The organism is Methanomassiliicoccales archaeon (assembly GCA_026394375.1).
Lineage (GTDB): Archaea > Thermoplasmatota > Thermoplasmata > Methanomassiliicoccales > UBA472 > JAJRAL01.
This window is the reverse complement of the sequence record JAPKYJ010000022.1, coordinates 38,851-53,090: the sequence shown is the minus strand read 5'-3', so window position 1 is coordinate 53,090 and position 14,240 is coordinate 38,851. Positions and strand designations below refer to the sequence as shown.

Annotated in this window: 14 protein-coding genes and 1 pseudogene; 8 read left to right on the top strand and 7 right to left on the bottom strand. The window is 58.8% G+C overall.

The genetic code is table 11. The features are described 5' to 3' along the window. The first annotated feature begins 80 nt into the window (after positions 1-80). Positions 81-440: a hypothetical protein gene (locus NT137_05900; protein MCX6652871.1), complete on the top strand. Its 360-nt coding sequence runs from the start codon at positions 81-83 to the stop codon at positions 438-440. Between the two features lie 43 nt (positions 441-483). On the opposite strand, the gene NT137_05895 is transcribed toward NT137_05900, so the two are convergent. Then, complete coding sequence (locus tag NT137_05895; GenBank protein MCX6652870.1) at positions 484-1,110, bottom strand: Type 1 glutamine amidotransferase-like domain-containing protein; 627 nt, start codon at positions 1,108-1,110, stop codon at positions 484-486. Between the two features lie 64 nt (positions 1,111-1,174). Next, a complete protein-coding gene (locus tag NT137_05890) occupies positions 1,175-1,567 on the bottom strand; it encodes a hypothetical protein (protein MCX6652869.1) in 393 nt (130 codons plus the stop codon). Positions 1,568-1,993: 426 nt separating this feature from the next. Between NT137_05890 and NT137_05885 the strand changes: the two genes are divergently transcribed. Together NT137_05885 and NT137_05880 are read left to right on the top strand one after the other, a co-directional pair. Further along, on the top strand, positions 1,994-2,587 hold the full coding sequence (locus NT137_05885) for a biotin transporter BioY (GenBank protein ID MCX6652868.1): 594 nt from the start codon (positions 1,994-1,996) through the stop codon (positions 2,585-2,587). Between the two features lie 48 nt (positions 2,588-2,635). Continuing rightward, complete coding sequence (locus tag NT137_05880) at positions 2,636-2,836, top strand: DUF2116 family Zn-ribbon domain-containing protein (protein MCX6652867.1); 201 nt, start codon at positions 2,636-2,638, stop codon at positions 2,834-2,836. Here the strand turns inward: NT137_05880 and folP are convergent, their stop codons facing one another. From folP to larA, 3 genes are read right to left on the bottom strand one after another with little or no spacing between them, the layout of a single operon-like run. Beyond that, positions 2,837-3,997, bottom strand: a complete 1,161-nt coding sequence (folP, locus tag NT137_05875; protein ID MCX6652866.1) for a dihydropteroate synthase — start codon at positions 3,995-3,997, stop codon at positions 2,837-2,839. Further along, positions 3,987-5,105 carry a (Fe-S)-binding protein gene (locus NT137_05870; protein ID MCX6652865.1) on the bottom strand — a complete coding sequence of 373 codons (1,119 nt, stop codon included), beginning with the start codon at positions 5,103-5,105 and terminating at the stop codon, positions 3,987-3,989. The genes folP and NT137_05870 overlap by 11 nt, the downstream gene beginning before the upstream one ends. Next, the gene (gene larA, locus NT137_05865; GenBank protein ID MCX6652864.1) at positions 5,098-6,348 is read right to left on the bottom strand and encodes a nickel-dependent lactate racemase; all 1,251 of its coding nucleotides are present in this window, start codon (positions 6,346-6,348) and stop codon (positions 5,098-5,100) included. The genes NT137_05870 and larA overlap by 8 nt, the downstream gene beginning before the upstream one ends. 124 nt (positions 6,349-6,472) lie before the next feature. Here larA and thiL point away from each other — a divergent pair, with 124 nt between their 5' ends. Both thiL and amrS read left to right on the top strand, forming a co-directional pair. Further along, positions 6,473-7,441, top strand: coding sequence for a thiamine-phosphate kinase (gene thiL / locus NT137_05860; protein MCX6652863.1), 969 nt, complete (start codon positions 6,473-6,475; stop codon positions 7,439-7,441). After that, on the top strand, positions 7,425-8,450 hold the full coding sequence (gene amrS, locus NT137_05855; GenBank protein ID MCX6652862.1) for an AmmeMemoRadiSam system radical SAM enzyme: 1,026 nt from the start codon (positions 7,425-7,427) through the stop codon (positions 8,448-8,450). Before thiL ends, amrS begins: the two co-directional genes overlap by 17 nt. Before the next feature lie 145 nt (positions 8,451-8,595). Here the strand turns inward: amrS and NT137_05850 are convergent, their stop codons facing one another. Then, positions 8,596-9,480: a hypothetical protein gene (locus NT137_05850; protein ID MCX6652861.1), complete on the bottom strand. Its 885-nt coding sequence runs from the start codon at positions 9,478-9,480 to the stop codon at positions 8,596-8,598. 940 nt (positions 9,481-10,420) lie between these two features. Here NT137_05850 and NT137_05845 point away from each other — a divergent pair. Beyond that, positions 10,421-10,959 (top strand): annotated as a pseudogene (locus NT137_05845) (mechanosensitive ion channel). Between the two features lie 2 nt (positions 10,960-10,961). On the opposite strand, the gene NT137_05840 reads toward NT137_05845, so the two are convergent. Continuing rightward, positions 10,962-12,008, bottom strand: coding sequence for a radical SAM protein (locus NT137_05840; protein ID MCX6652860.1), 1,047 nt, complete (start codon positions 12,006-12,008; stop codon positions 10,962-10,964). Between the two features lie 141 nt (positions 12,009-12,149). On the opposite strand from NT137_05840, the gene NT137_05835 reads away from it, so the two are divergent. Both NT137_05835 and NT137_05830 read left to right on the top strand, forming a co-directional pair. Beyond that, positions 12,150-12,641 (top strand): nitroreductase family protein, encoded by a 492-nt coding sequence (locus tag NT137_05835; protein ID MCX6652859.1) that lies wholly within the window; start codon positions 12,150-12,152, stop codon positions 12,639-12,641. Positions 12,642-12,774: 133 nt separating this feature from the next. Next, a complete protein-coding gene (locus tag NT137_05830; protein ID MCX6652858.1) occupies positions 12,775-14,238 on the top strand; it encodes an MFS transporter in 1,464 nt (487 codons plus the stop codon). Positions 14,239-14,240 lie beyond the last annotated feature (2 nt).

The following is a 14,240-nucleotide window of genomic DNA, read 5'->3' as shown; positions in this document are numbered from 1 at the left end:
TTATCCTTTAGACCTACCCCTTAGACTCCTTGGTTGGAGCGTGCCTCAGCGAAACAGATTCCCTGGTTCGTCTGAACAAGATGAAGAGGGGTCTTGGTCCGCACCACCATTCCAAAGCGATTCGATGGGCCTTCGGTCGAGTGCTCGATGCGGGTGCTTACCGAGCGGCGGGTGGTTATGAAGAGCAGGACGATGAAGTGGCCAGGAAGATCACGCCTGGAAAATGGAAGTTCAAGCCGGACGTGTCCAGACAAGTTCAAGACGAACATGTCAGACCTAGCCAGATAATCTCCAAGGAGGAGCCAGAGCAGCCTCAACCGGTACAACCGACTAACCAGCAACCTGCACCGGCGTATCAGCAGCAGTACCAGCAGCCCCCGCAGCAGTACGCGCCGCCACAGGACCAACAATACCAACCGCCGCAGAACCGGCAGCCTTGACCGGGTCCAAGCGCCCCCTTCTTCACTTTTACACATGGTCAGGCTAGGCCTTGCTACCGTCCTGGAACATGACCACTTCTCCAAAAAGACAGATGCTGCATTCACCGAAGACCAGCGCCCCTCCCTCCGGAATGGCGAAGATGTGCCGGTCCGTTGAAAGTCCCTCCAGTTCTTGATCTTGGGAAGGTTCGTAGTGCACCGCCACACTGAAATCGACCAGGCCCAGGCCGCTGCCGATGCTCAATCGCCCTCCTTCTACCTCGGGCCGGAGCACGAACTCCTTGCAGAGCGCCAGCGCCCCCGCCGAATTGCCTAGGATGACCTTGTCATAGACGCGGATGAGGTGGGCCGCGCCGGTGTTGCGCATCCGATCGAGAAGCAGCCTGGTGTCGCCGCCGGGCAGATAGATGAGGTCGGACTGCTCCACTAACTGCACCATCTCGGTGTAAGGAAGCGAGACCTCCACGAAGCGCACGGCTCTCGCACCCAGCTCCTTGAAGTACTCCACCATGAGCCAGCGATACTTGTCCTCGCGCGCCGTCGTCTTGGATGTCCAAGGGAACACCAAAACGGAAGGCGACCCACCGGCCTCTTGGAAGGCTTGCTGGTCGATCTCCTTTGAATTCCTTTCCTGCAGGTCCTCGCCGCCGAGGAAATAGAGCCGAAGCATCCGCTTCCGACAATGCCGCCACCGGAGATAATGCTATTCAATGGCGTTCAGATTCTCCGACCCACTATCGCTTCTTCCCGTCCTCTTCCGCCTTCATCTCCGTTCGAAGTGTTCGCCTGAGGGAGTAGTCGTCTGAGTACTCCTCGCTAGTGACGGCGATCGAAACCTTTTGTGCCTCACCATCCAGTTCCATGAGCGGAGCGCCCGCTCCCTTGTTGATCTTGATCAAGAAGTCCCGCACGAACTCCAGGTCCTCCCGGCTCGAGCCCTCCGGCAAGTTGATGATGAACATCCACACCTCGCGGACGCCGTCCAGCACCACGCGGATGTCCGCCGCCTTCAGCAGCTTCAAGAACCGCTCCCGGTCCTTCTTGCGCAGGGAGAGCTCCACTAGTCTCTTCCTCCAAACGTCCCCCGCCTCGGGCAGGAGCGTCTCCTCGCCTAGTATCTTCCACATGAGGGTGAACTCCTTTGGCTGATAGGTCAGCTACCCACGATCAAGATCATGGGCTTGTAACTATGCTCGATCTTATCCAAGGTGTCACAGCACGCTACATTTGGTCGGCTGACTCCTGCCTGCAAGGCAGGGTGGCATCTGCCACGGCGGCCTACTCCATCAGGAGCGTTCAAATGCCTTTCCCGCAGACCGTTGCCAGTCCCGTGCCCGATGGAGCGATGTGTACGCCACGGTCATTCGGGCATTTGAACTTTATCGCCATTCATCCCACGACTGAAGTTCGTGGGTTTTCTGGCGACATACTTATAAAACCATTGTCCCAGTCTGCCAGACAGTGGCATTCAAGGGCGTCCTATGGGCGGCGAAGGAGCGTGAAGAGGGGGTCCGTGACAATTTTTATCAAGGAGCGGCGCCTTCCTCCTGCCGATGTCGGTCCGCACCGAGCTCGTGCACAAGCGCCGGGACGTAGCCCTGGTCCTTCTGCGATGGAGGCATGAGGCCAGCTTGGCGGAGAAGCTCGCCGCGTCCCTCCTGGTGGCACTACTGACCGCCTTGGCTGCGCAGATAAGACTGCAGTTGCCGTTCACGCCCGTGCCCTTCACCGGCCAAGTGCTCATCGTGCTCCTCTCCGGCTTCCTCTTGGGCAGGTTCGCACCGATCAGCATGGGCATGTACCTGGGCCTGGGAGCGACCTTCGGCTGGTTCAGCGGATTCCAGGGGATCGCGGCTTTCACAGGCATCACCTCTGGCTACCTTTTCGGTTTCGTGCTCGCCGCCGCCATCGTCGGGCATCTCGCATCCAGCAAGAGGGTTTGGAGCTTGACGGGCATAAGCGTGGTGATGAGCCTTGGCCTGGGAGCGATATATCTTTGCGGGGCGAGTTGGCTCTGCCTCTTCTGGGGCATGGGCCCGATCCAAGCCATAGCCCTCGGTGTGATTCCTTTCATCCTAGTGGATGCCTTGAAGCTGGGTATCGCAGCCACGGTGGCACGTGGCATCTCCTCAAGCGAAGCGAGCTGATCTCCCTCGAGCAAGGGGTTAAGTAAATCCAAGCGCTTCCGAAAGGCGATGCCAGAGAGGCTGCCGCCGCACACGCATTGCATCCAGTGCGACAATCCCGTGCCCGAAGGGGAGGAGTACTGCTCCGAGGAATGCAAGGCGACCTACCAGAAACGGATGAAGGACAGCACCCGCCGCTCCTGGATCTTCTTCGCCGTGGTGGTCGTCATCATGGTGCTAATGGCGATGGTGACCGTTTTCGCCGTCTGATTAGACACCTTGGACGGCGTCTATCATGCGCAGCACCTGTTTCGTCTCTTGAACGTCATGCGCTCGAATGATGCTCGCTCCATTCATAGCCGCCGCGGCCGCTGTCGCGAGGCTTCCCTGTAGCAAGCTCGCCTCATCCTCACCCAAGATCTTGCGGATGAACGACTTTCGCGAAGCGCCGATCAGAAGTGGATGACCTAGGCTGCGGTACTCCGGCAGGCGCCTGAGGATCTCCAGGTTGTGCCCGACCGTCTTGCCGAAGCCGATGCCAGGGTCCAGTACTATCTGTCTCTCGTCCAAGCCTCCCTTCTTGGCGACGTCGATCCTTTCCTGGAAGAAGAGAAGAATATCACCCACCACGTCCTGGTAGTCAGGGGAGAGCTGCATGGTCTTGGGGTCACCAAGCATATGCATGAGCACGACCGGAAGCTCGTGCTCAATGGCCACTCTGACCATTCGCGCATCGCGCAGACCACTGACGTCGTTGATCATGCTCACGCCCAGCTTGGCTGCCGCCTCCGCCACGACGGGATGCCTGGTATCGATGGAGACGGGCACGTCGAGCGAAGGGATGATGTCTCTGAGCACCGGAAGCACCCTCGCCTTCTCCTCTTTCTGGCTCGTTTCCGCCGCGCCCGGGCGGGTGGACTCCCCTCCGACGTCGATGATGTCAGCGCCCTCCTCCGCCATCTGGAATGCCCGTTTCACCGCCGCTTCCTTCTTCAGGTATCTTCCTCCGTCGGAGAATGAGTCCGGGGTCACGTTCAGAACGCCCATGACCAAGGTGCCTTCCGATCGGAGCTCTCCTCCAGGCAGTCTGACATGGAATGACTTCCTTGCATGGAAATTGCCCAGTGCCTGGGTGATGAAATCGTAGGATGTGCCTTCGTCCACCCCGCAGGACAGCGGTCGCAGCAGTCCTGATTCGAAAACGAGCATGATCCGCTTGAGGTTCTCGGAATGACATGTGGCCACATCGCCTCCCAGTTCCTCAGTCAGGAAGGCCACCTTCTCCAACTCCTCCTCCGACCTCGCCTCGGCGTACAGGAAGATGCTCTGCCACAGGTCCTCTGCTCTCTCCACTGGCGGCTGCACAGCGAATCGCCGCCATTCCGCCTGCGCCTCGAGCATGCTCGAGTATACTCGGACCCTAACGATCATGACCGATCACCAGAGGCTCGATCAGCTCCACCAGGTCCATCACTTCTACATCGCATCCTGATCCATCCTTCCCCGCACGCAGATTGGAAACGCAGAATGGACAGGAGGTCACGAGAATATCCGCGAAGGCAGCTTCGTCCACCCGGCGGGCGGCGATCTGCCTTGACAGTTCGGGATAGGCCGAGCGCACTCCTCCGCCGCCACCGCAGCAGCGAGCGGTCTCCTTGTTCCTTGGCATCTCCTGGAACTGGGCATCGGGGATGCGGGCCAGCACTTTCCTGGGTGCATCGTACACCCCACTGTGCCTTCCCAGGTGGCAGGGGTCGTGATAGGTGATCTTCTTGGACATGGACCGGAGCTTGAGATCCTTCCTGGCCAGGAACTCCGAGATATGGCGCACCTCGAACCCCACGTCCAAATGCTTCGGGTATTCCTCTTTGAACATGCGATAGCAGCCGGCGCAGGAGAACACGACCTCCTCGACCCCTTGTCCCGCGATCGAATCAACATTGCGTTGCATCAGCTCCTGGACCTCGTCCTCGTTCCAGCCGATGCGCTGCAGCACGCTGCCGCAGCATGCTTCGTCCACCAGGGTGAAATCCTCACCGAGCTTGTTCAGGAGGGATAGACTGGAGCGTGCTATCCCCAGGTTGCGGTAGGCGGCCGTGCAGCCGGCGAAATAGCCTAGCTTGGCCCGGCCTTTCTTTATGCCCAGAGCATGAGCGACGCTCCTTTCCTCCCCGTACGGATTACCGTTGCGAAGGATGCTCTCCGCCAGCTGACGGTGTTTGGGGAGGAGCGCTCCAGCCGCCACCAGATCGCGGCGGCATCTCTCCACCACGTCCACCACCTCGATGCCGGAGGGACAGCGGCGCTCGCAATCCTTGCAGGTGGTGCACTGATAGATGTGCTCCACCACGCTCTCGTCCGCGGGAATGTCCCCGTTCAGCAGGCCGTAGGATAGGATGATACGGCCCCGGGCCACGCTCGCTTCCCATCCGACGCTCTCGAAGGTCGGGCATACGGATTTGCAGAAGCCGCAGTAGGTGCAGGTCATCATGCTGCTCTTGGCGCCTTCCAGATTCTTCGTCTCGATGCGCTCAACCATTGCCTGTCAACCTCGGCACTAGGACGCTGCCCTCGTACATGACGAGTACCTTTGCCTTTGGATCCACCAATAATGCGGAATCCACGGCCTCTTGGACGCTGGAGAAGGGATGGATGTTGATCTTGCTCAGGTCATCTGGTCTCAGTGAGGTGACGCCGCAAATCTTGCCCTTCTTCGCGATCTCCGCCATCTTGGCCGCCTTATGATACCCTAGCCTATACTCGGTTTCAAGGTTGCGGAGGATCTCTTCAAGGTCCGCGGAGCGGGAGAGCTGATCGTAGTAGGTCCTGTCGCCGATGCCGTCACGACATTCGGAAACGAATATGAGCGTTCCTCCAGGCTTCAGCGCCCACTTGGCGTTGTCCATGGCCTTTTGCGATTGGTAGAGGTCGATGTCCATAGGGTACTGCGCGATCGAGATGACCACGCCCGCTCTCTCCTTGATAGGGACGCAGAAGACCTGGTTGGCATACTCGACCGCCTTGCGGAAGGAACGATGCAGGTCGCCCGCCACCACCCGGTAGATACTCTGATGCCGATCGAGGACCACCTGGACGGCGAAGATATCTTTGTTCTCGATGCACTTGATGGCATCCATCATGTCCTCGTGCACGGGATTGCCCTCCAATCTCAGAACTTGCGCCTCTGGCCTCATGGCGAGGCGATGATTCTGCTCGATGGACTTATGAGCCGCAACCCCAGGTAGAAATGACTTCCTGCCGCCTGTGTAGCCGGCGAAGTAGTGCGGCTCCACACTGGTTATTATGAGCAACCTATCTGCCTCAGCGGCCATCTCGTTCACCAGCATCTCCGTGCCGTTCTTGGAACGGCCTAGGTGGACCATTCTGTCCTTGCGGGAATCGTGCGCCTTGATCCTGTCGGCCAAGAGAGGATACCAGCGTCCGAAGATCATCTGGTACTCGGGTACCGTGGGCGGGCGATGAGCTCCCGTGGCCACTAGATAACGGAATCGCTTCAGATCAGCGAATTCCGATATGGCTTCCAGAACCAATGACGTCGGGGTCGGCCTGGTCCCATCGTTGACGATGAAAACCGTTTCTCCATCCCCTTCCAGAAAGGATAGGAGTGAGTTGAGACCTAGCGGATTGAGGAGTCCTTTTCTGATCTCCTGCTGCGGCTCACCACACTCCACCTCGTTAGGTCGAAGGACGGCCGAGAGATTCTCATCCGGAACCTCCAATATCTGATGACCATCTTTTCCATAGGGAAGCTCGAGCCTCATGATGCCAGAACCGATTGAACGCTGGCGGCCCTATTAACTCTTTGCAGCAGTCGGCGGAAGGGTGGATCTCCAATTCCAGGCCGGCACGAAAAAGGTAATCTGTAGGAGCGACGAATTAGTGACGATGAGTAGGCTTGAGGAGATCGGGGAGAAAGAAGCGGTCAGACGCATACTGGCGCAGATAGCGGAGACGGAATCATCCTCCAACGTCGGACCTGGGGATGATGCGGCGGCAGTGGACCTGGGTGTCATCTACCTCGTGGCCAGCACTGACCTCATAGCACAGAAGACGCACTTCCTCCCCGGTATGACGCACAAGCAGATGGGCTGGACTGTGGCCGCGGTCAATCTGAGCGATGTCGCCGCCATGGGCGCAAAGCCCATCGGTGTACTGGTCTCCATGGGTCTGCCCCGAGACCTGGAATTCGAGCACCTGGATGAGATCATTGATGGGGTCATGGAGTGTTGCGAATCGGTTGGCACCGAGCTTCTGGGCGGGGATACCAAGGAGACGCCGGAGATTGTGCTCGCCGGCACGGGGATCGGCACCGTTCCGAAGCGCGGTATCCTTCTGCGGAAGGGAGCGTCCCCCGGAGATTTGCTTGGGGTCACCGGTTCCCTAGGCCTGGCCGCGGCGGGATACCACTCCCTGATCAAGGGCCTTGGCAACAGAAAATCGGAGAAGGCGCTCCTTGAACCCAAGCCCCGGATCAAGGAAGGGATGGCTCTGTCCTCCTCAGGCTGTGTGACCTCCTGTATGGACATCTCCGATGGATTGGCTGCTTCGGTGCATGCGCTCTCTGAAGCGGGCCGCGTGAGCTTCGAGGTTGACTATGGAGCGATACCGGTGGAGAAGGACGTGGTGGAGATCGCCAAGCAGGCGAACGTCAAACCGGAGGACCTTGTGCTGTACTATGGGGGCGACTACCATCTGCTGTTCACATTCAAGCCCGAAGGGCTGAACATGCTCAGATCCCGCCTGGGGAATACCTTCATGGTCATAGGTAAGGCCAAGCCAGGCGGAGAGAACACGCTGACCAGGGGAGGCAGGACCGCTCCGCTGGATAAGAGGGGCTATGAGCATTTCCGTTGAGAAGGGCAAGCACGAGGCCAAGTTCTGGAAGACAGAGGGCGACAGGACTGCCTGCTACCTCTGTCCGCACCATTGCAAGCTGAGCGAGGGCAAGTACGGCATCTGCGGCGTGCGCCAGAATCAAGGGGGAAAGCTGTATTCGCTCATCTATGGCCGCGCTTCGGGCGTGCACATAGACCCGATAGAAAAGAAACCGCTGTTTCATTTCCTGCCTGGCGAGCCAATTCTATCCCTAGGAAGCGTGGGCTGTAATCTGCGCTGTCAGCACTGCCAGAACTTCAGCATCTCCCAGGCGAAGGTGCAGGAGACCCACCTAGAAGGGATGAGACCGGAGGACGTCTCCCGCATTGCAATGGAGAACGGCTGCCGCGCCATCGCATATACATACAACGAACCGACCATCTGGCACGAGTTCACCTATGACGCATCGAAGATAGCCAAAGGAAAGGGATTGCGCACCGTCTACGTGACCAACGGATTCATCGAGGAGGAGCCGTTGAGAGAGATCGCTCCTTACCTGGACGCCATGAACATCGACGTGAAAGGATTCCGAGATGATTTCTACAAGAGTGTATGCAAGGCGCGCTTAGAACCCGTGCTCAAGGCCACCATACTGGCACACCAGCTGGGCATCCATATCGAGCTCACTTACCTCATCATCCCGGGCAAGAACGACAGCGAAACGGAGATGCGGGATTTCGCCCGCTGGGTCTCCAATGAGCTGGCGAAATCCGTGCCGGTGCACTTCACCCGCTTCCACCCCGACTACATGATGAACGACGTCCCGGCGACCCCCATCAAGACCCTCGCGCTGGCAAGGGGAATAGCCAAGGAGGAAGGGTTGAAGTTCGTGTACACTGGCAACTACCTCTCCGAGGAGGACGAGGATACTCGCTGCCCGAAGTGCGGAACGCTCATCATCCACCGGATCGGCTTCAATGTCGAGAAGGTGAACTTTTGGGGTTCAAGCTGCCCGAAGTGCGGTGAGGACCTGCACATAGTGCCCTAGCAGCCTTCTTGGGAAGCGCCCAATAGGACCGCGAAGACACATGATCAACATGAGTGTAGGACCAGTGCGTTTCACCGAGGCAGCTAGCCGAGATCTATTGCCGCTCCCCGTTGCCACGACTGCCTCTTGGTTGATGGCTGTGATCCTAGTGAGTCAATAGCATGACGATGTTCCCCACGACCGCGGAGAATATTATCGAAACGGTCATGGGGATGAGGAATGGGATCTTGGGTGTGACCCAGATCTCGTCCACGCCCGCCTGCAGCAGCGCATCTAGGATCGCGTTCTCATCCTCATCCTCCTTCGGAAAGTAGACGAACTTCCTCTCCCCGTTCACCATACGCTCCATGGACCAGACGAACTTTCCCCGGGCGTCCTGGATGGTGGTGCGATATCCGAGAAGCATGGCTGGAAGGCGCACTTCCTTCTTTGCTGCGTTATAGAACAGCAGGCCCAATGGCACCGCGATGGAGAGAAGGGCAGCGTTGAACAGCACTAGTAGAGAGAAGGGGAAGACCACCGTGGCCAGATCGGAGGTGATGTGAATCAATGGCAAGCCCTCGATGATCGGGTAGGCCGGGAAAAGGATGGAGAGAGCCATGAGCCCCTTGGCATCGGCGCCTCCCTTGATGATGTCGAACTGGTAGAGCAGGAATATGATTGCGAACATCACCAACACCGCTGCCAGCCTCCAGAACAGCACCTCGTCCTTCAGGTTAACGAAAAGATAGGCTAGTGTGGCGATGCCGAGAGCGTAGAGCACGATGGGCACCGGGTTGATGCCGTCCTCGAGCATTCCTTTCCTGTCCCAGAAGAGATCAACGAACACGAAGCCAATGGGAAACAGAAACAGAAAGTAGAGCCAATTGGCGCTTGCGAGGACGAGTTCGGTGGCGATGAGCGTTAGGCCCACGACGCCCATGACAAGCCAGTAGCCGTCTTTAGCGACCCGCGTCCTCCAATCACTGTAGGAGGCCAGCAAGCATATGACCAGGGCGACTCCCAAACGCAGGAGGTCCAGCAGCTCCATCGCTGGAGGAATCGGTTGCCCGCATATCAATCATTGCGCCCAGTTACGGCCAAATGGCAACGACCGGGGCGGTCAAGGCCAAGCTTTATGTTTTCGTTGACTATGCACCGCACCACCCAAGGTAAGCCGCCTGAAAGCTGGTGCTAGGAGAGGCGTGGCCGCTTCGATGCTAGTGGCATTGACCGCAGCGCTCATGGCCATCGCTCTCGTCGCCCCTGCCGCCGCGGCCTCACCGATCAACGTGTTCTTGGTCGACAACTACAGCAAAGAGACGACCGCAGGGCACTCGGTAGAGTTCAAGTGGGTGGTCTTCAACAACGGGACGACCCCTTACCTGGTCAAACTGAACCGCACCGTGTCCTCGGCCTCGGACATGACCGCTGAGTTCGCCGAGAACTACTTCACCCTCCAGCCCGGAGAGTCGCACTCAACGGTCATGAAGGTGAGCACCGACCCGGCCATGGATTCCCGGGACGTAACCTTCCTCGTTACCCTGACCCTCACCCGGATGAGCGACCCCTCTCAAATGGAACAGGTGCAAGAGACCGTCCATCTGAAGATCAAAGCGGTCATCGGAGCCGGAGCTGGTCAGAACAAAATCTTCGGCATCTGGGACAACTTCTTGCCGGCGCCCTTCGACACCAACCTGGGTGCGTTCCTGTTCTCAATCCTGGGATGGGTGCTGATCGCCCTCTTCCTCACCTTCGTGGTGGACCCCCTCGTCCACGCCATCACCAAGAACACCAACACCACCCTGGATGACGAATTGCTGAAAATCCTGCGCGGGCCGATTTTCGTTTTCGTCATCGTGTTCGGCGCGGTAACCTCGGTGGAGATCCTCAACCTCGACCGGGACGTCATCGCCAACATCGAGTTCATCTATCACATCGCGGTCATAATTTTGCTCGTCTGGGTGGTCGGCATGATGGCCATCCTCGGAATGCTCGGATACGACCTCACCGCTCTGCTGGCAGGCGTGGGCTTCCTCGGCATCGTGATCGGTTTCGCGGCCCAATCGACCTTGTCCAACTTCTTCGCTGGCCTGCAATTATTGACGGACCGCCCTTTCAAGGTGGGCGACACGCTACAGCTGGAGAGCGGCGAAGTGTGCGAAGTGAAGAAGATCGGCATGCGAGCGACCGAGCTTCTGGACGGCTCCGAATGCTAGTGAAGATCAATACAGCCTATGGGTCGGACGTGAAAAAGGTCAGCACTATCTTGAGGCAAACGGCGCTCGAGCATTCGAACGTCCTGAAGCATGCAGAACATCAGCCAGTGGTGCGTTTCTCGGACTTCGGCGATTCGTCGCTCGTGTTCAAGGTGTTCATCTACATCGACGACGTAGCCAATCGCCACAAGGTGACTTCTGAGTATCGGAAGGCGGTCTACGAGCGCTTCGCGGCGGAAGGCATCGGGATACCATTCCCGCAGCGCGTGGTGCACTTCGTCGACGAAACGAAAAAGTCAGAGCGGAATTGAGCTCACATCAGATGCAGACCGAGGTCACGGGCCAGTTCGATTGCTTCTTCGTAATCTTTGATCTTGACCCCAGAGCGCAATTCTGGATAATCTCTGGCCAAATGCATCGGCCGGTATTGGTCCATGACATTCACCAGTGCGTTCGGCGTGTTCTCGGCCAGCCATCGGAGGATGGGCTTGGTGCAGCATTCCAGATGTCCTGGAAGCATGAGGTGGCGCACGATGAGGTCGGCGTGCTTCGCCGCCTGGATGTGATTGCGCGAAACCACCGGAAAGTAGTCTGGAATCTTTGACAGGCGCTGAGCGCATTCGTCGTTGCCGTACTTGAAGTCGGCCAGGTAGAGATCCACCATGCCGTGCAGCAGGCTCATGCACCGCTCGGACATGTACATGTTCGAGTTCCATATCTGGGGGATGTTGGCCCGGCATTGGTTGAGCACTTGCAGCACGTATCGCAGGTTGGGGGTCGGCTCGCCACCCACCCAGTTGACGTTCCTGGCCTTCTCTCCCCATTCCCTCACCAGGCTCACGTGGAAGCCCGCTCTCCCCACGTCCGTGAGATTCTCAATCCGCCGGGCTAGGCTCTCGGGGGGCACTTCGCGTCCTGCTCGAGGATCGGTGGAGATGTCAAAGTTCTGGCAGAAGACGCATTGGAGGTTGCAGCCGGCGAAGAAGACGGTGAATGAGGGGACGAGGGGCGCTTCCTCACCATGATGAAGGAACATGCTGACGATGCGCGCTTCTCCCACACCGCACTTGCCCTTCTTGCCCGCTAAGCGGTCCACGCGGCAACGGTGCTCGCAGAGCTCGCATCGCTTGATCATCCTCTCCATCAGCTGCAACTTGAGGCGGAGAAGATCGCCTTCTCCCTCCTGAACCTCTCTGCTCGGAGGTCCCGTTCCCAGACTCCCCACGGAACGGTCGTGCACCTTCCAGAGATCGTCGTCCGCATCAGAATCGTCGAATGATAGGGGGAACGACTTGGCCAGGGAGTAGGCCGGGCTCCTGCTTCCTTTGAGTATGGAATGGTAGCGATGCAGCGGGTCCATCTTAGCTCGTTCCTTATCCCCTGCCTGATTTAATTCCTTTCCTTGGTTGGCGGTGCTTTCGAACGCAAGGGCTTTCTACGACCGCTGCCAATATTGAAGCGCCCGGTGGGTTCTCCCACCTGGTCAAGGAAGGCGTTCACCATGGACGTGTCAGCAGCGATCCAGAAGCGGCGGAGCATCCGCAAGTACAAGGCCAAAGAGATACCGCACGATCTGCTCATGGAGGTTCTGGAGGCAGCCAGACTGGCACCTTCCGGAGCGAACAAGCAGCCGTGGCAGCTGGTCGTGGTCACGAACCCGGAACGGAGGAAGGCCCTGGTGCCCATCTGCAAGGAGCAGAAGTTCGTGGGGGAATGCTCGGCCTTCATCGCTGGCATCGACGACACCACCCAGAAATGGGCCAGGGTGGATGTGGCCATCGCCCTGGAGCATATAGCGTTGATCGCGGTGGAAAAGGGATTGGGGACCTGCTGGATCGGCGCCTTCGATCAGGAGAAGATGGCGGCCTTCCTTGGCCTGCCCAAGGGTCTGATGGTCACTGCCTGCCTAACGTTGGGATACCCGGACGAGAGCCCTGATGCCCGCCCCCGCAAGGAGATGAAGGACCTGGTGCACTGGGAGAAGCACGGCTGAGCGACCTGCCCTCTCAGGCAAGTCGATATCGGGTCCAGCACAAATACCATATGCCCGTCTTGGCATACAGGAGCGGGCACTGTTTTCCCGTTTCCAGCCCGCGAACCAGGAAATGGCCAATGAAGGTTCGCGGATGCCCGAAGGGTCCAATCGGCTTGACGAAGTGAACGAGAAACCTCCAATAAAAGGCTGGCAGCCCTACCACCATGTCTGGCTGTGGCTTTTCCTGGCCTGGATGCTCCTCTACGCGGACCGGAGCATCACCGGGCCGGTGGTCAATTGGATGATCGTCAACGACGTCTCCTTCCTCTATCAGGCGCCGATGCCCCATGCCTTGGGGGGTATCATCGGCTCCATGTTCTTCGCCGGCTACATGCTTACCCAGTTCCCCGCAGGCTTTCTGGGCGATCGTTACGGAAGCAAAGTGCTCATCCTGATCAGCGTCGTCTGGTCGGGCATCGCCACCTTCCTGAGCGGGTTGACCCGAGAGCTGTACTCCTTCGTGGCCTTGCGCATCTTCACCGGTCTGGGAGAGGGAGCCTATTACTCCAATGATCGGGCCATCGTCTACAAGCTGACGCCCGAAGGGCGCCGGGGCCTGGGGATGGGCGTGGTCTTCGTGGGGCTCGCCGCCGGTCTGACCATCGCCACCCTGCTCACCCCTCCATTGCTTGATTTCGCTTCGAGCATTTGGGGCAAGGACTCGGCCTGGTCCTTCCCGTTCCTGCTCTTTTCCATACCAACTCTGCTCATAGCCTTGGGCATCTGGCGCTTCGTTCGCATCCCCAGTGCGAAGGGCGCTTATCGAAAGGCGCTGGCCCGATTGCTGAGCTACTCCGCCATCTTCTTGGTCGCGCTCATGGCCACCTACCTGCTGACGGTGAACTTCGGTCTGGGGGTGGTGTTCCAAGCGGTGGCGGTGCTTCTGACCGCGCTGCTGTTGATAGCATTCATATTCCTTCGGCTCTCCTCCGCCAATCCAAAGCTGCTGCGTGACCGCGACCTGCTCGTCATGTACGTTTCCGCCATTCCGTTGCTCTACACCCTCTGGTTCTTCGGTTTCTGGGTATTGCTGGTGGTTTCAGAGGCGTCAGAGCTGGGACTTTCCGGCGCGGCGGTGTACGCAGCTCTGTTCGGAGTGGCCAACGCCCTGGGCTATCCCGTCGGTGGCAGGATCTACGACCGACTGGGGCGCACCACAAGACGGGGGAAGAGGGTCTACTCCGCGCTAGCGTTCGGCGTCGCCCTCCTGGTCTTCCTGCTGGCGGTGGTGATCGCAACCAGCAAGATTGATGTGCTCGTCCTAGGGGGCTTGGTCTTCCTCATCGGCTTCCTGTTCGCCGCCGCCCAGACCGTCCACATGACCTTGACCGCGGATCTCTCTCCGAGCGGCCAGGTGGCGCAGACGTTCGGCATGTGGAACCTGGTGGCCGAAGTGGGCGCGGTCCTCTCGCCCGTTCTGTCCGGTGCCCTGCGAGATCTCACAGGCGATTGGACCCTGGCGGTGCTGGTCGACGGAGGGCTGTTGATGATCGGCGCTTTCATGGTGTTGCTAGTGAGGAATGAGCACCCGAGACAGCACACCTCAGCAAACTAGGG